The 16,427-nt window shown below is 36.0% G+C and carries 13 protein-coding genes; 10 read left to right on the top strand and 3 right to left on the bottom strand.

Features of this window, described 5'->3' with window-relative positions; genetic code table 11:
- The first annotated feature begins 170 nt into the window (after window positions 1-170).
- From LZZ90_RS09990 to LZZ90_RS09975, 4 genes are all read left to right on the top strand, one after another.
- Window positions 171-554, top strand: coding sequence for a hypothetical protein (locus LZZ90_RS09990; RefSeq protein WP_237790552.1), 384 nt, complete (start codon window positions 171-173; stop codon window positions 552-554).
- A gap of 56 nt (window positions 555-610) precedes the next feature.
- Window positions 611-1,462: an AraC family transcriptional regulator gene (locus tag LZZ90_RS09985; protein ID WP_237790551.1), complete on the top strand. Its 852-nt coding sequence runs from the start codon at window positions 611-613 to the stop codon at window positions 1,460-1,462.
- A 341-nt stretch (window positions 1,463-1,803) separates the two neighbouring features.
- Window positions 1,804-3,291, top strand: coding sequence for a MauE/DoxX family redox-associated membrane protein (locus tag LZZ90_RS09980; RefSeq protein WP_237790550.1), 1,488 nt, complete (start codon window positions 1,804-1,806; stop codon window positions 3,289-3,291).
- 83 nt (window positions 3,292-3,374) lie between these two features.
- The gene (locus LZZ90_RS09975) at window positions 3,375-3,659 is read left to right on the top strand and encodes a DUF6520 family protein (protein ID WP_237790549.1); all 285 of its coding nucleotides are present in this window, start codon (window positions 3,375-3,377) and stop codon (window positions 3,657-3,659) included.
- Between the two features lie 48 nt (window positions 3,660-3,707).
- Here the strand turns inward: LZZ90_RS09975 and LZZ90_RS09970 are convergent, their stop codons facing one another.
- Genes LZZ90_RS09970 through LZZ90_RS09960 form a run of 3 tightly spaced genes read right to left on the bottom strand, consistent with a single transcriptional unit; the run spans window position 3,708 to window position 10,684 of the window.
- The gene (locus tag LZZ90_RS09970) at window positions 3,708-6,338 is read right to left on the bottom strand and encodes a prolyl oligopeptidase family serine peptidase (RefSeq protein WP_237790548.1); all 2,631 of its coding nucleotides are present in this window, start codon (window positions 6,336-6,338) and stop codon (window positions 3,708-3,710) included.
- Window positions 6,338-7,711 carry a RagB/SusD family nutrient uptake outer membrane protein gene (locus LZZ90_RS09965; protein ID WP_237790547.1) on the bottom strand — a complete coding sequence of 458 codons (1,374 nt, stop codon included), beginning with the start codon at window positions 7,709-7,711 and terminating at the stop codon, window positions 6,338-6,340. The genes LZZ90_RS09970 and LZZ90_RS09965 overlap by 1 nt, the downstream gene beginning before the upstream one ends.
- 15 nt (window positions 7,712-7,726) lie before the next feature.
- Window positions 7,727-10,684 carry a SusC/RagA family TonB-linked outer membrane protein gene (locus LZZ90_RS09960; protein ID WP_237790546.1) on the bottom strand — a complete coding sequence of 986 codons (2,958 nt, stop codon included), beginning with the start codon at window positions 10,682-10,684 and terminating at the stop codon, window positions 7,727-7,729.
- A 551-nt stretch (window positions 10,685-11,235) separates the two neighbouring features.
- On the opposite strand from LZZ90_RS09960, the gene LZZ90_RS09955 reads away from it, so the two are divergent.
- From LZZ90_RS09955 to LZZ90_RS09930, 6 genes are all read left to right on the top strand, one after another.
- Complete coding sequence (locus tag LZZ90_RS09955; protein WP_237790545.1) at window positions 11,236-11,457, top strand: helix-turn-helix transcriptional regulator; 222 nt, start codon at window positions 11,236-11,238, stop codon at window positions 11,455-11,457.
- Between the two features lie 151 nt (window positions 11,458-11,608).
- On the top strand, window positions 11,609-12,385 hold the full coding sequence (locus LZZ90_RS09950) for a hypothetical protein (RefSeq protein ID WP_237790544.1): 777 nt from the start codon (window positions 11,609-11,611) through the stop codon (window positions 12,383-12,385).
- Window positions 12,386-12,593: 208 nt separating this feature from the next.
- Window positions 12,594-13,499: a hypothetical protein gene (locus LZZ90_RS09945; protein WP_237790543.1), complete on the top strand. Its 906-nt coding sequence runs from the start codon at window positions 12,594-12,596 to the stop codon at window positions 13,497-13,499.
- A gap of 119 nt (window positions 13,500-13,618) precedes the next feature.
- A complete protein-coding gene (locus LZZ90_RS09940; RefSeq protein WP_237790542.1) occupies window positions 13,619-13,978 on the top strand; it encodes a hypothetical protein in 360 nt (119 codons plus the stop codon).
- A gap of 443 nt (window positions 13,979-14,421) precedes the next feature.
- Window positions 14,422-15,138 (top strand): CPBP family intramembrane glutamic endopeptidase, encoded by a 717-nt coding sequence (locus tag LZZ90_RS09935; protein ID WP_237790541.1) that lies wholly within the window; start codon window positions 14,422-14,424, stop codon window positions 15,136-15,138.
- Between the two features lie 181 nt (window positions 15,139-15,319).
- A complete protein-coding gene (locus tag LZZ90_RS09930) occupies window positions 15,320-16,084 on the top strand; it encodes a hypothetical protein (RefSeq protein ID WP_237790540.1) in 765 nt (254 codons plus the stop codon).
- Window positions 16,085-16,427: the final 343 nt, after the last annotated feature.

Here is a 16,427-nt window from a genome sequence, read left to right as displayed (position 1 = left end):
GCTGTCAAAATTGACCATAAAATTTATTGTAAGCTCTGTGGATATCGCATTTTATCCCTTTTTGACAACACTTATTCCCAAATGGATAAGCAATTTGCTTTTCCTACATTCAAAATCATTATTTGTAAGTTTTTTATTTCTAATTTTGATGTTCATATATCTCGTACCTCATGAATGCAGCTCATGATTTTTACGAGAATACCTATGCCAAATTCTGGATTGAGCATGGTATTCTCTATTTTGAATACAAACCAAACACTACTGTTACCTTAACTGTGGCACGAAAAGTCGTGACCGACCGAATCCGATTTCAGAATGAAATAGCTTATCCTGTTTTATGTGACATTAGAGGAATTATTGAATCTGATAAAGCCGGGCGAGATTATCTGGCTCAAACCGGCTCAGTACTTACAAAGGCGGTTGCCATTCTTAGTAATCAGGGCATTTCTCAGACTATGAGTTCTTTTTATCTGAAAGTTAACAAACCCATAGTTCCAACTTCTTATTTTAATGACAAGCAAAGTGCTTTAGCTTTTCTGGAATACTATAAATAACCCCTTAGAATATGGAACGAGAAATCAACCGACAACGAATACAAAGTATTCGGCAAATGTTACTTGAAATGGCTTCGGGAAATTTTGACGAGCGGATTCCCAGAACTACTCAAGATGATGAATTGGAATCTGTTGTTATATTGGTTAATATGCTTGCTGAAGAAATGAAAGAAAGCTTATTCCCTAAAGGCTATCTTAATTTACATCATTTGCAAAATGCTCCTGTTTCGATAAGTTTTATTACTGAGAGTGATTTTACTATTCGTGAAATGTCTTTTACATGTATGAGAATCTTAGGCTATGCAACTAAAGAAATACAGCATTTATCCTTTCAAGACTTATTAACCGAAGATTGCAAAGCAAATCTTGTAAATCTTAAAAAATCAATTCTATCTAATGAAGACAGTTCACTCTTAACCCTAACTTATAAAAGCTCTGCCGGGAATGAAATTGCAACATTGTTTAGCTCAATTGAGAGGCTTCAAGAAAACAATGGTTTTATAATTCATTCTATTGTAAATCATCCGGAAATAGATTTACCCTTTAACGAAGACTATCACTCCAAACGTTTACCTAAAACCCGAAGAACAGAGGCTAAACTCATGCAACAGGTTTACGATTATATCCTTGCGCATTTGGAAGCCCCTTTACCCACACTTAAAGAATTGTCTCGAATGTTCGGAACTAACGAATATAAATTGAAGGAAGGATTTCGACATTTTTTTAATACCAGTATCTATCAGTTCTATAATGACGAGCGGTTGAAGCGTTGTTATTTACTTATTCGTGAGACCACTATTCCGCTTAAACAGATTGCTTATATGTATGGGTTTAATTCTTATCCTAGTTTTTCTAAGGCTTTTAAGAAGCAGTATGGGGTTGCGCCTAGTTCTTGTAATAGAAAATGATTTGTTATTTTTCTTTTGTCTTGACACAAAAGAAACAAAAAGTCAAGACTGGGACACTACGCCTAAAAAATTAAAGCAACTCCTAAATTATCTGAACTCGCTGGCGCTCAAACAGCAGATAATTCTTAACGGAGTTGCATTAATTTTTCTTAACGGCTGCGTGTCCTTAGGTCGAGGCTTGACAAAGACGTTATTTGTTTATAACATGTTTTCTATTTCAAAATCTTCTGAATTTGCGTAATGTGATTTCTCCCTTTTGGATAAGTTGTTGTCCCGAATTGAAAAGTCTTTATTGATTGTATTTCAGAATTTTACATCGTTGAACTAAACGAGTTAATGTTATGAAACTGAATGCAACTTTTAGAACTATTTTGATTGAGAGTATTTGTTTACTGTATGTTGTTTTGTTTGTTTATGCGGCTTTAAGTAAGCTACTTGAATTTGACAATTTTCAGGCACAACTTGGACAATCACCTCTTTTGAGTGCTTTTACAGGGTTTGTGTCTTACAGCGTTCTAGGGACTGAGCTTGTTATTGCATTACTTCTTTGTTTTTCTAAAACCCGATACGTTGGTTTATTATCTGCTTTTGGGCTGATGGTTCTTTTTACTGCTTATATCATTATCATTTTGAATTACTCCTACTTTGTACCGTGTTCCTGTGGTGGCATTTTGGAATCGCTTAGATGGAAGGAACATCTTGTTTTTAATATAGTTTTTGTGGTTTTGGCTTTGATTGGTTTATTTCTTATTACACCAAATATCCGCAAAACAATACTTCAACTCTTTGTTGTTTTTCCCGCTTGCATTGTAACTATGATTGGGCTTTATATAGCTTCGGAGAGGACATTACATCAGGAAAATCCCTTTATCCGCAGGTTTATTCAAGGTTCAGCATTAAAGTCTAATGAAGCAAAATTGATTAATAACTCGCAATACATAGCAGGTTCTGATAATGGGACTGTTTACTTAGCCGATCATTTAGCTCCTTTGCACCTTACAGCTTTTGATACTACACTTAAAACCAAAAAGCGAATTAAAATTGAGCTGGAACGAGAAGATTTCCCTTTTCGCACTGTTCAAGTGAAAGTGTTCCCTCCTTATTTTTATTTGATGGATGGTACTGTTCCTATTATCTATCGTGGATTGCTGTCTGACTGGAAAGGAAAAATCCTAATGAAGCCGAATGGCTATTATTTCTCGAAAGCGGAAGTTACCACGCCTACAACTATTGTTTTTCGCGCTCAGAATGTAAACAATGGCTACAATGTATTGGGAACGTTTCAACTTGAAGATTCCTTAAAAGTTACTTATGCTCCTAAACTTTTAGAAAAACAAGTTGACGGTTTTTTTGATACTGACGGGACTATGACATTTGACAACTTAACCAAAAAATTTATATACACTTATTATTACCGAAATCAGTTTATTGTATCTGACCCTAGTTTAAAACTTGATTATCGTGGTAAGACCATTGATACTATTAGTCATGCAAATTTTAAAACTGCCTACATAAAGGAAACCAAACAACGAAAAATGGCTTCACCACCTCTTACAGTAAATCAACTGACTGTTTTTTCAAACGGTTTGTTGTTTGTGAATTCTAAAATTGCTGGTCGCTATGAAGCTAAAGAAATGTGGCAGCAAGCTTCTATCGTGGACATTTATGACACACGGAACAATTCTTATTTATCGAGCATTTACATCTATCATGTGGGAAAAGAAAGGCTACAATCGATGTATGTTATTGGGGATAATCTATATGCCATTATTGGTTCCAACTTGCACCGATACCATCTGAATAGAAATCTTATCCGTAAAAAGACTTAAAAATATACCGGCCGGTAGCAGGACTGAGATCGAAAACCTGTAGAAAAGAGTAGATCAAAAAACCATATCTAAATTTTATTATTATGAAAACAATTGCAAAAGTGATTTTGCCAGTATTGGCATTCACAATGGCCAGCGCAGGTGCTATCAGTACTAATGACGCAAAAGTTAAGGAAGCTGAAAAACCTGTTCTAATTACAGGATTCATTCAAAATCCTTCTCCATCAAACTGTTTGGAAGTTACCATTGATTGTACTCCCGTAAACACCGGACAGTTTTGTATGTCGAGCGAGGCAACTCCGAGACGCGTTTGGCTAAAAAACGCAGCTAACCAATGCAGTTTGAACCTGTATAAAGTAATTCACTAATACAGAAAAACAAAGTGCCTCCATAAAACAACGGAGGCACTTTCACATTTATTCTGTTCCTTTTTGAATCCAATTTGATGCTGGTTCTTTCTTCAGAAAATGGTCGAACCATTCTTGTATGCGATTGGTTAAATCTGTCTGATTTTTTCCATTAACAAAAATATGCCCATCACTAGGATAACGGAGCATAATGTGTTTTTTATTTAATCTTCGTAAGGCAATATATAAAGTTAAGGCTTGTTCCGGTAGCACGTTTTCGTCCTCTAAACCAGCCCACGTTAATAAAGGGGTGTTTATCCCAGCTGCCTGCATTAATGGTGAATTATCGAGATAGTCTTGCGGATCATCAAAAAATGATTTTCCCATACGGTATTGCTGGCTTTCATAACGCCAAGCGTCTATTTTATTATCATCTTTATTAAGTGTGAAATAATGTCTTGCAACATCGGAAACTCCCGAACCGCTAACAGCTGCGGAAAACAAATTGGTTTGGGATATAATGTAGTTGGTTTCATAAGCCCCGAAGGATTGCCCTTTTAATCCAATTTTTCCCTTTTCCGTGCATCCCATGTCTATTACTTTATTAACCGCCGTAGTTACACAATCTAAAGCGGATTTTCCCGGGCTTCCTTTTTGAAATTCGATATCCGGTAATAAAACAAAATATCCATTAGCAGTAAGATTTGTAATGTTTAAACCAATGGGGTTGCTGAGTGTTGGGTTTACATATTGGTTTAATTCCCGTGAAACTGTGTCGTAAATCCAGACTATCATAGGGTATTTTTGACCCGGCTTGTAATTTGCCGGATAAAACAATGCTCCGTTTAGTTGATTTCCTGAGGGCGCTTTGAAGTGTATCATTTCTGACTTACCCCACTGGTAACGAAAATGTTGTGGATTACTTACAAACAGTTCTTTGTCTTTTGCATTTGCATTTTTTCTGAATATGATTGTTGGTGGATTATCAAACTTTTGTTTTTCGTATACAAACGCTTCACTTCTTTTGGATTCAATAATACGACTGGACAATGATTCGTCCATAACCAATTCTGTAAGTCTTTTATCGGGGTTTAGTCTATAGTAGCCCGAATTGCCATTATGATGATTAAATGCTGTGAGGATAATACTTTTTGTAATATCTATATTATTATCAACCAAACCTGAATAATTTCCCTGTCCTACAACCTGTTTTTTTTGGAACCTGAAGCGGGTATTATTTTTCTTACCTTGGGTAAGTCTTTCTCTTTTTTTACCATCTATTGCAATACACCAAATATCATAATAGTCGTAAAGTAAAACCGCTTGATTATCCTGTGTCCATCCTGCCAAACCCCAAACATTTAATTGTGCTCCCGGATCTGTTTTACTGTTGTCCCAATCTGCATTCAATTCCTTTGTTAGATTAGTGTGGGTTCTTTTTAGAGTATCATAGCACCACCAATTTCCTTGTTTGAAGTAAGTAATATATTTACCATCAGGAGAAACTCTAATCATTTCCTCTTGGCCTGATTGTTTTTCCAAAAGTTTTATTTTATTTCCGGTGGCCAGCTCGGTAAGGTAAAAATCTCTGTCTGCAAAGAGTTTGTATTCGGGTTCGTACTGCATTGGATTGGCAGTTATGGCGTATTGTTGATTTCCGGTTAACATTACCCATGATTCTTCTTCTGAGGTAATTATTTTCACCTTTCCGGTTTTAGTCCACCATACTGCCAACAATTGTGGATTACCTACAGAAGCCCGCAATTTTCTTTCAGGATATAATATCTTATCATTCGCATTCCACACTTCTACCCCCTCAAAGTTTTCTTTATCAGGTTTTTCGAGTGTGCTTTGTATTCCGAAAAACACTTTACTCCCATCGGTTGAAAGTTTTAATGCAATGTTAGAATTGGTCTCTATTCTAAAGTCTTTTGGAAAACCTGAACCTGTTTCATTTAAGCGGTAGCACTTGTTTTCTTTACTGTTGAAATACACCACTTCAGATTGTTTATCGCTTTTAGTACTTGTTTGATACAAGACCACATCTTCCCCATTTTCCTGCCAAGTTAAAGCACTGTAAACTGTATTTGTATTTTTATAAATCAATTTAATCTGAGGTTTTGTGACAAGACTGATTATAGTAACCGAAGGCATTGAACCTGTTGTTGTGAACAGGATTTTTGTCTTGGCATTATTCCAAGTATACTGCCCTACCTCATCGATGGCTTGCAATAGTTTGCCTTGAATATTTCTAATGCCAAGCGTTTTACTTCCAGTTGGTGTTGGTTCTTCAGTAATGAGATAATTTCCGTTTGCGGTTATCTCGTAATTGGAAACATTAGTAATGATAGTTTCCATTCCTTTTGAAAGGTCTAGCAGTATCAAGTTGTTGTTTTTGCGGTATGCAAAAATGTTATCCTGTATGAACCTGCTGTCTATGGCTTTGGGCAGTGTATACTTTTTCTCGATTTGGGTGTTTGAGACAAAAAGGGTATCGGCACCTGATGGGTAGGACATAGTATAACTTACCCATTGGCCGTTATCTGAAATAGATCGGGTTTGTAACGTGCCCCATAAGTGATAGTCTTTTTCGGTAAGCGGGATTTTGGTTGCTACCTGCCCCATTACAGGGCAGGAAACAAACCCAAATATGAATACAGCCAATACGCCGTAAACAACTTGTAAATATGTTTTTTTCATTAGTATCCGGGATTTTGTGTCATGTTGGGGTTTGCCAGTAATTCGGTTTCGGGAATTGGCCAATGGGAATCTGTAGTATTCCAACCGGGTTTGTTTGGACTTAATTCTGTGTTTAAACGTCCTGTGCGTTTCAGGTCAAAAAAACGGTGGCCGTATTCGGTAAAGAATTCTAAACGGCGTTGTAACATAATATCATCGAATAAAGCTGCTTCGGTTGTTGCGGGAGTATCACCCAAACCAGCCGTGTTTCGGATTAGGTTTAGATCTGATTTTGCTCCCAACTCGTTACCTTGCTTTAACCTTGCTTCTGCCCTAATTAAATATTGTTCTACCAGACGGAAGATTACCGAATATTCTAAAGAGGTTCCGGTGTTAGTATTTTGCTTGTACTTATAAGCGTGATACCAAGTATTTGATCCGTCTGTGATAGTGTTAATCCAATGGGATTTGCGAAGGTCTTCGGACTGGAAAGCTGCAACCAAATCGGGGTTTAAGCCTACGAAAGGCGGTGGACCACTTGTGAAAATGAAAACCGAGGCTTCGTCTGCATTATTACCAGCCAGCTTGGGCGAAAACTGCCAAATGGTAGTGGTGCTTTCCTTTAAAAATATTTTATCTAAATCTGTTTCCCAAACATAGTGCGGAGAAGTAATTACTTCAGTTGCCATTGTTTCTGCCAGCAGCCAATTTTCCTGATAAAGAAACACTCTTGCCAATAATGCTTTAACTGTGGCTTTGTTGGGACGGACACGGTCTGGCGTTTGGTAATTTTCCGGTAACATTTCTATTGCCTGAAGTAAATCTGTAACCACTTGTTCGTATACCTGCGTTTTGGACATACGGGTAGCAAAGCGGTTTTGCTGATAATCTGTAGTGGTGATATACGGAACATCGTTATAAAGATTTACCAGATAGAAATGCAGTAAAGCCCTGATAAAGTATGCTTCTCCCGTAAACTGAGTTTTATAGGGTTCTTGCAGGTTTAGTGCTTGCTGACAACCTTCGATAATAGCATTGGCACAATAGATTTGATGGTAGCTGTCGTTCCAGTACTGACGCGCTGTTGGATTGGTAGCCATAAGACTGTTGTTGAAAATATGAGAAACGTTCTCGTCGGCTGTTCCGTAGTAGATTAACTCGTCTGCATATAAAGCAAGATTTACGGAAGTACCTAGTGATGAACCAGTGATTAAACCATTGTCGCGTACTTTAGCAAAAAGGTCTATGACGGCAGCGTTTGCGGTGTTGTGGTCCTCGAAAACCTCGGAGCCTGTGAGTTGGGATTTAGGAGTTTCGACTTCGACAAAATTCTCGCAAGCTGTTGTTAGGGCTAACAGGGTTAGCGATGCGGATACTATAAATAGCTTTTTCATTTGTGCAGTGTTTGGTTATAAGGTTAGTTTTACCCCGGTGGTGAATACCTTTAATGGCGGCAGATAGCCTGAGAATTTAAACTCGGGATCGCCACTGTTGTAGGGCGTGAAGGTAAGCAGGTTTTGTCCCAGGAAATACAACTGACATTTTAAACTCTTCGCCTTTAAAGGAATATCATACGTTAGGGAAACGTTTTTAAGCCTTACAAATGAAGCGTCTTGTAACGCGGCATCGCTTAGACCATAACGGTAATAGGCTGAAATGACGGCTCCGTTTGCTCCCGATGTATACGGTAATTGTTGGCCACTTACCTCTGAAAGTTGGTTTACCGCAGTACCGGGAACGCCCGGCATGTACCCGAAACTCTCTTGTTTAACAAAATGAAACAAGAAATCTAATTGCAGGTTTTTGTAACGGAAATTGTTTTGTACCCCTCCAAAATATTTAGGACTTAGATTGGCGATGGTTTGCCTGTCTGCCAATGAAGTAATCTGACCGTCGTTATTTACATCTTCAAACTCGTATAGGTTTGTTACTGGATTAAAACCTGTGTAATGGTACAATTTTACAATGTTGACCGATTGCCCTACTACATAAGTATTTGCATAAGATGAGGTTTCCAAGTCCGGATATGACAGTAACTTGTTTCTGTTGAACGAAATATTGAAATTGGTTGTCCAAGAGAAATTGTTCCCCACAATGTTTTTAGAGGAGAGTGTAAACTCTAAACCTGTGTTTTGCACCGTAGCATCGAGGTTACCTTGAAGGGTTTGAAAACCTGTAGTACCCGGAAGAGGAATGCCTACCAATTGATTTGTGGAGCGGTTGTTATAGTAAGCAGAGGTTAGGAAAATACGATCCTGAAAGAAGCCCGTTTCTAATGCTACTTCAAACTTTTTATTGGTTTCCCAGCCGAACTCTGGATTGAATAATCGAACAGGTTGTAAACCGATTGTACCGTTGTAGGTATTGCCGGAAGACACGTAAGTATCTAAAAACTGGTAATCGCCGATTTGGTCGTTGCCTGTTGTACCGTAACTGGTGCGAAGTTTTCCGAAGCTTAAGATGTTGTTCCCTTGCAGAAACTTTTCTTCTGAGAAAACCCAAGCGGCACCAACCGCCCCGAAGTTGGCGAACTGTTTGCCGGGACCGAAACGGCTTGAACCATCACGTCTGCCTGTAACGTTCAGGATATAACGGCTATCGTAATTGTAGTTGATTCGTGCGAAAACTGCCTGATATTTATAAACCGTTTCGTCGCTAAGGTCGATGGTTTTTAAGTTTGCTGAAGCTAAGTCGTGAATTAGGCTGTTGCTGGAAAAACCAAAGCCGGACTGAAACAAACGATTGGTGGTTTGGCTTTGAAAAGTAGTACCCATCAATGTTTCAATTTTGGCTTTCCTGAGATTCCAGTTCCAATTGATTTGCGGTTCGGCTATCCAAGACGTTCTTGATGTGATGTTGTTACTGATTCCTGAAATTTCACTGCCTAAACCATACGCAGGATTGTACATGGTTGAAGGTTGAGTATTGCTTTCGTTACTGCGCAAATCGGTATAGCCTAAACTGGTTTTGAGTTGTAGGTTGGGTAAAATATTGTAGGACAGCACCGTGTTAGCATTGAAGTCTTTGATTTTGGAAAGAAATTCGGATTCTAATAAAGCTAACGGATTGTCCCAAGTGCTGTTTTCCCAATTTAGGTTTCCATTGGCATCGTATAAAGCCGGAGCGTTTGGTGCCAATGTTCTTGAAACAGCCGTTAAATCTGTAGCCGGTTGGTTGTTGTTTTGCGCGGTGTAATTGGCTGAAAAGTTTAATTTGAAGCGGTTATCATCTGCTGCATGGTTCATGCTGAAATGTGCTGCGCTTTTCTTGTATTTGAAAGCTTTGGGGTAAACCGTGGTTTCGGAGCGGGTGTTACCGCTTAGCATATATTGCGTGTTTTTAGAACCGCCGGATACGGAAGCCTGCAAGTTGTTGATTTCGGCTGTGCCTCCTATTAACTCTTCCTGCCAGTCTGTGTATCTATTTTGGCTCCAAGTACCGTTGCTATCGTAGGCATAATCGGGATAGGTTGTGATGCCGTCGTTTGCGAAAGCCTGGGCGCGCATTGCCAGATACTCCTGCGTGTTCATTAGGTCGAGCTTTTTAGTGATGGAGGCTACCCCTGTTGATGCATTAACACTGAAAACCGTTTTACCCGACTTTCCTTTTTTTGTGGTCATGAGTACTACCCCGTTTGCCCCTCTTGAACCGTAGATAGCGGTGGCATCGGCATCTTTGAGTATTTCGATACTTTCGATATCGGAAGGGTTTATGCTGTTTAGCGGACTTGTCATGGTGGGCATCATCCCTGAGGTATTGATGGAACCTATGGTTTCGGACGAGTATGGTACTCCGTCGATAATATACAACGGTTGGTTACCATCTGCCCTAAGACTGTTTTGCCCCCTGATTTTGATTTGGAACGTTCCGCCCGGAGCTCCGCTGTCCTGTGTTACCTCTACCCCTGCCAGGCGACCTTGCATAACTGCCAGTACATTGGTTACCGGTTGTTTTTCGATGTCTTTGGAGGAAACTTTAGCAATACTGCCTGTGCGTTCTTTTTCTTTAACGGAATAGTAGCCGGCGTTTACCTTTACTTCCTGTAATTGCGTGGCATCTTCCTGAAGGGTTACATTGATTTTTGATTGATTGTTTGCGGCAATAAACTGGGTTTTGTAACCGATGAAGGAAAATACCAAAGTATCTGTAGGTTTGGCCTCGATGGTATACACACCGTTACCGTTTGAAATAGTCGCAATTTGCGAATTTTTAATAGTAATGCTTACACTCGGTAAGAAACCAGTATTATCTGACACCGTGCCGGTTACTTTATGCGGCTGGGATTGTGCGTGAATTGTGAGTGGCAAGGCAGAAAAAATAAGGCAAAATAGTTCCAGCCTATGCCTACTGAATGAAAAATTTTTCATAGTATTGGATTGGTTAAATGAAACGAATGTTTTATTGGCTAAGACCTTCTGCCTGATGCGCCAACACTGGGACAGGAGGTTTTTTATTCTGAAGAAAGTTTACACCATAGGCACAACCATTTAGTTTAACATTGTAAAACAATGCCACTATTCGCTTAATGCAGCTAAGCCATAGTGGCATATAACGGCAAGGAAAACCAAGCCAGTTTTATTGTGATTTTGCGAGCCTGTGAAAAAGAAGTTTTGCTTTGAAAAAAAGAGAGTTTAGTGCATAAAAAAAGCGTGGAACTCAGCTTATCCGCTATCAAGGCACTGGTATACCCTACGCACGAATAAGTGAGCCCACGCCAAGGACGTGAGCATCTTAACTTATCATCTCGTGCGTTAAAAATTACCAGTTTTTGATAACGAGATTCAAAGCGAATGCTTCAAATGTTTTCTATATGAAGAATCGCAAAAATATGTATTTCATTACAAATATAAGAAAATATTTTGAAATGCGGATTTCGCTCCGAATTATTTTTCCTATTTAAGAGTTCATTTGCAATACAATGATAGAGGTTAATCGTAAAATAGTTGATTATATAGCAAATGAATGGATTAGCCACGCTAAGTCCCAAAGGTCTTTTGCTTTAGATCACGGGATTGACGAAAAGACTGTTCGAAGCATTAAGAATGATGAGAACTATAAAATTAGTCTAGAGACAATTATAAAAATTTGTGAAGCGAGGAATATTAAACTTTCGGAGTTTTTTAAAATTGTTGAATTATAAAAAAAGGATGCTGATTAGTATCCTTTTTTTATTTACGGGAAACCGTAATTGTTTATTTAAGATTATTCTTATTTTTGATATCAACTTTGTACCTTTTTCAAGTTATATTAATTCTTAAAAAATAATAGTAAAACTAATATAGATATTCAAAATGCTTCATAATTACGAACCTTCATTAAAACGATTTATAATTGCAACTATACTATGTATAGGAATAACAATTTTAGGAGTAGTTGCAATCACTTTTCAATTAGTTGCAATAGATAAACTTCCCTCTAATTTTGGCGTGTTTGGTGATGCTATGGGAGGTATACTTAATCCAATTATTGCAATCGGTGCCGCTCTATTAACTTTCCTTGCTTTTTATATGCAAATCATTGCAAATGAAGAAATAAAAAAGCAATTCAATAAAACTCAAGAAGACCAGCACATAGATTTTATCTTTGGAAATTACAGAACACGTCTTAATCTGTTTATCAATGAATTCAACAACTTTAATATTTCTTATCATAATAACAAATTGATAACTAATATCAATGAGTTAGATGATAAAAATGCAAAAAAATACAACTTTGTTGGATTACAAGCTATTCAACTTTTTTTGATAGAATTTTTCAGAGATAAAAAGGAAAAAGAAAAAAATGGAACAAAAAACCCAAGATTACAAGATAGTTATATGGGAATCTACTTAACATTAACCAGCATGATAATTGACTATCACTACATTTTTATATCAATTAATAATAATAGTAAGCTTAAAGATGAATACAAAAAAGATTTGGAAAGTTTGATGACTTATATATACTACTCAAAACTCATTTATATTTTTGAAATACTACTTAACGAATCTATAACAAAACCATTGCAAGACAGGATTCAAAACCTTAAAAATTATTATGAAAGTTTGAATACCGCAGAGAATAGTTAATTTGAATGCAATATTATGGAAAAGAGTTTCAAATGATTAAAAACTATTTATAACAGTGGTTTTATGAAACAGCGAGGTTAATGCATAATCGGATGAGCATTTTGTAATTTACCTAAGTGCTAAAATAAATTAAAGGAATAAAATCCTTACCAAACACCAAGGAACGTTAGTACCAAGTACATAAAAAAACACTTTCAAATATTAATGTATGAAAATTAGTTATATAGTAGAACAGGCTGAATTTTATGAGACTTATGAAATTCAAACTTCAATATTAAACTATACAACTCCCGAAAAAGAATTTCGTGTTTGTCGTTATTGTAATTCACCAAATTCAACTTTTAAATCAAGAGCACATTTAATACCTGAATTTACGGGGAACAAAGACTCTTTTTGCTTCAATGAATGCGATGCATGTAATAATAAATTTGGTATTTATGAAACACATCTTAGTGCTTTTAGTGGTATCAAAAACACCTTCATTCCTATAAAAGGCAAAAAAAACTTTCCAAAGTTTAAAGACAAAAATATTACAACACAGTTTGTCGGTGAGAATAGAGTTGTTGCGAAAGTTGAAACTGATGCAAATAATATGAGCCTTGAAAATGGTGTTCTAACTGTAAAAGCTAGTACTCAGTCATTTATCCCATTGTATGTTTATAAAGCACTAACAAAATTTGGTTTATCAATGTTGAGCTCCGATGACATTTGGAAGTTTGAAAAAGCAATTGATTGGTTAAGTGTCCCTGATAAAAAATTTGATGATAATAACCTACCATTGTTATTAATTCACAATGAAGGTAGACCACCAATTTTAAAACCGTTAGCTTTTCTTGCCAAAAGAAAACAGGATGTAAACTCCCCTGAATTTACATTTATATTGGCTTATGGGTTTCATAGACTTCAAATATTCTTACCTTTTAATTCAAACGATCAAAATTTGAATTCAGAAGTATTTCTACCTTTAAACTTTGATTTTGTTACCCAAAAAATGAAGAATAAACCTCAATGGGGTTTTGGTCATTTTGAAATGAACTGGTTAGAAAAAGTTAGACTAGATGATAATTTTAAAATAAACTTTAAACCATCAGAAAACAATGCTTTGTTCAAATAGTACCAGTTGCTAATAGCCGTTTTGTGCAATTTGATTATTAAGTGGTTTACTTTTAACACTAATTAAAAAAAGTATAATCTTCTCAATAAAACTATAAGAAATTCTATTAAAAAATAAATATGAAAGAAAGAATACAAAATGTCAAAGTTCTTTTTGATTTAGGAATCGATAGAGAATTGTTTTTAGCAATGGTTTTACACTGCACAGATCACTACGAAGAAAAGCCTCCCGCGTATTCAAACTACTTAAAGATTGAAAAATGGAAAGATTTGTATGCAAAAAAACCACATCCTGCCTTAGAGTTAAACTTTGAACAATTAAATTGTTTTTTTAATTATATGTCCAAATATCATTCCTTATATGTAGGTAAAAATCATGACATATTTTATGTAAACAAAAATTTCACTAACGATTTACGTCATGAAATCAATTTTGAATTTGAATCTATTGTATATTATACTTTGGAATTAGAAAAATAACTTTATATGAAATAGTATTGAGAATATAGAACTAATTACAAGATGCAAAACTCAATTATATATACTTTATTGAAGACCTCTTTTTAAAGTTGTCAATTCGGGATAAATAGTTATCCAAAACGGAGCATTTACTTTTAGCATAACCACCACTGTCCTACTTACTGTATTTTTGGGTTATGGAATGGTATGAAATTTTAGGGTTAATTGTATTTGTACTTGCCGGGGTTTGGTTGCGGGGAAAGGTTTATGATGGCAGGAAGTATCGTGGGTATAATGGTAGTTGGAGGAAAAGGAAATGAAAGGCGCTTTTGAAGCGTCTTTTTTTGTAGGTAAAAGTTTAAACACTTATATTCGTGTTTGGATATATTTAGTCAATTGAATATACTTATAAATTAACTATCATTGTAAGAAAACCAATATCACAAATATTAGTAACTAAAAAAATGAAACTATCAGAACAAATTAGAGTAATAAATTGGTTAAGAATTTTGTTGTTTTATGGAATTATACTTTTAGGAACTTACTTTGCTCGAAAGCTACCCAATTTATTAAAATTACTTTTAGAACAAATTTCAGATGTTTCATTTTCATTCAATTATAATCATGGATTTGTAACTTTAATAGTTTCTCTATTATTCTATCACTTTAGCAAAGTTGAACAGAAAATCACATTGTTTGGAAATAACAAAATGAAAAGTATTTTATTTCCTGTTATTTTGTTTTCCTGTTATTCGATTTATGGGATGAACAATGGAGAAGACATAAATAAACACTCTTGGGCTTTCATTATTTGTTCTTTCGCTTTAGTATATAATATAATGGAGGAATATGCTTGGAGAGGCTATTTGATTGAGAGTTTAGGAAAAACAAATTACGTAATTAAAAGTTTAGTTTCTGGTGTTTTCTGGTGTGCTTGGCATCTTTTAGTTTTTAGCAATTTTGATCAATATGGAGGTTTTTGGATTTTCTTTGCATTCTGCATAATCTTCGCTTTCATTCTTACGTTTGCAGTTTCACAAACAAGATCTATATTAGTTACCGCAACAATTCATGCGTTTATTATCCAAATAAACATTATCGCTTTGATTTGTTTTATAGTATTCATTTTGTTATTACTAACATGGAATAAACAGCTGTTTAAAAGTAACAACGGCAGCTAACAACGGTTTTGGGCAATTGTGGGTTTTAGTATTTATTGGTAAGCTTTTGCAAATTTTCTTCTTTTGAATAACATTTTTTCTTTCACCTTTTTTAGGTATATCTATAAACGTCAGTAATAAAAAACTGACGGAAAACTGGCAGGACGTTAGCTAAAACCCCATTACAACAAAACAGCAAAATATGACAACTAACAAAACAATTGAACAACTGAACAAGGTCGCTAAAATCAATCTAATTTTTTGGCTCATGAAAATTGTCGCTACCACTCTTGGTGAAACATTAGGCGATTTCATTTCCATGACACTTAATTTAGGTTACACTGTTGGCATTGCAGTGACCTTAGCTTTTTTCCTTGTTGTATTACTCGCGCAACTTGCAGTCAAAAAATATACCCCAGTCATTTATTGGCTTGTTATCATTGGTACGACAACTTTGGGAACGGAAATATCAGATTACATTGACAGAACTTTGCATTTGGGATACACAGTAGGAAGTACTTTGCTTATGAACTGCTTACTGTTAACATTGTTTCTCTGGTTTGAAAAATACAAAAACCTTGAAGTTTATCCAATTAAAAACAAGCAAAAGGAAATTTATTACTGGACAGCTATTCTTTTCTCTAATAGTTTGGGAACAGCCTTCGGAGATTTTCTTAGCGACTATTTCGGATTAAGTTATCTGCAAGGTGCTTTAGTAACTGGCGGAGTAATCCTTATTGTTGTGCTTCTTCACAACCTTACTAAAATAAATCATATCCTTCTGTTTTGGGTTGCATTTGTTTTCACCCGACCATTTGGCGCAACGTTTGGTGATTTTTTAACTAAACCGCTTGACAAAGGTGGGTTGTATCTTGGAACTTTAAATTCTTCTCTTGTTTCAGCAAGTATTATGACTGTTCTGCTTTTCATTGCACACAAGCAACATAAATTGAAGGCTAATAGTTAATAAAAGGAGAAGGCAGCAGCTAACAGTGGTTTTGTAAAAACGGAGCTTTAAAGCAAAATTAAAACTTGTTTACTGTCTATGCAATATATGATTTAGGGCATCTTTTTGTTTTTTTAGCGATATAAAATGGTTATCAATTTGGGATAAATAGTTATCTAAAACAGAGTATTTTGCCTTCATCATAACCACTACCCTACTCGCTGTATTTTTGGGGTATGTAATGGTATGAAATTTTAGGGTTAATTGTGTTTGTACTTGCCGGGGTTTGGTTGCGTGGGAAGGTTTATGATGGTAGGAAGTATCGTGGGTATAATGGTAGTTGGAGGGATAGGAAATGAAAGAC

The sequence above is a fragment of the Flavobacterium sp. SM15 genome, assembly GCF_022012335.1.
Classification (GTDB): domain Bacteria; phylum Bacteroidota; class Bacteroidia; order Flavobacteriales; family Flavobacteriaceae; genus Flavobacterium.
The sequence above is the reverse complement of the archived record's forward strand: the minus strand, read 5'-3'. Positions and strand labels throughout refer to the sequence as shown.

Coding starts and splice junctions, on each gene's coding strand:
- LZZ90_RS09940 (WP_237790542.1), top strand. CDS start 13,619: ATGAAAGAAAGAATACAAAATGTCAAAGTTCTTTTTGATTTAGGAATC.
- LZZ90_RS09955 (WP_237790545.1), top strand. CDS start 11,236: ATGATAGAGGTTAATCGTAAAATAGTTGATTATATAGCAAATGAATGG.
- LZZ90_RS09980 (WP_237790550.1), top strand. CDS start 1,804: ATGAAACTGAATGCAACTTTTAGAACTATTTTGATTGAGAGTATTTGT.
- LZZ90_RS09975 (WP_237790549.1), top strand. CDS start 3,375: ATGAAAACAATTGCAAAAGTGATTTTGCCAGTATTGGCATTCACAATG.
- LZZ90_RS09965 (WP_237790547.1), bottom strand. CDS start 7,711: ATGAAAAAGCTATTTATAGTATCCGCATCGCTAACCCTGTTAGCCCTA.
- LZZ90_RS09985 (WP_237790551.1), top strand. CDS start 611: ATGTTACTTGAAATGGCTTCGGGAAATTTTGACGAGCGGATTCCCAGA.
- LZZ90_RS09970 (WP_237790548.1), bottom strand. CDS start 6,338: ATGAAAAAAACATATTTACAAGTTGTTTACGGCGTATTGGCTGTATTC.
- LZZ90_RS09990 (WP_237790552.1), top strand. CDS start 171: ATGAATGCAGCTCATGATTTTTACGAGAATACCTATGCCAAATTCTGG.
- LZZ90_RS09930 (WP_237790540.1), top strand. CDS start 15,320: ATGACAACTAACAAAACAATTGAACAACTGAACAAGGTCGCTAAAATC.
- LZZ90_RS09935 (WP_237790541.1), top strand. CDS start 14,422: ATGAAACTATCAGAACAAATTAGAGTAATAAATTGGTTAAGAATTTTG.
- LZZ90_RS09960 (WP_237790546.1), bottom strand. CDS start 10,684: ATGAAAAATTTTTCATTCAGTAGGCATAGGCTGGAACTATTTTGCCTT.
- LZZ90_RS09945 (WP_237790543.1), top strand. CDS start 12,594: ATGAAAATTAGTTATATAGTAGAACAGGCTGAATTTTATGAGACTTAT.
- LZZ90_RS09950 (WP_237790544.1), top strand. CDS start 11,609: ATGCTTCATAATTACGAACCTTCATTAAAACGATTTATAATTGCAACT.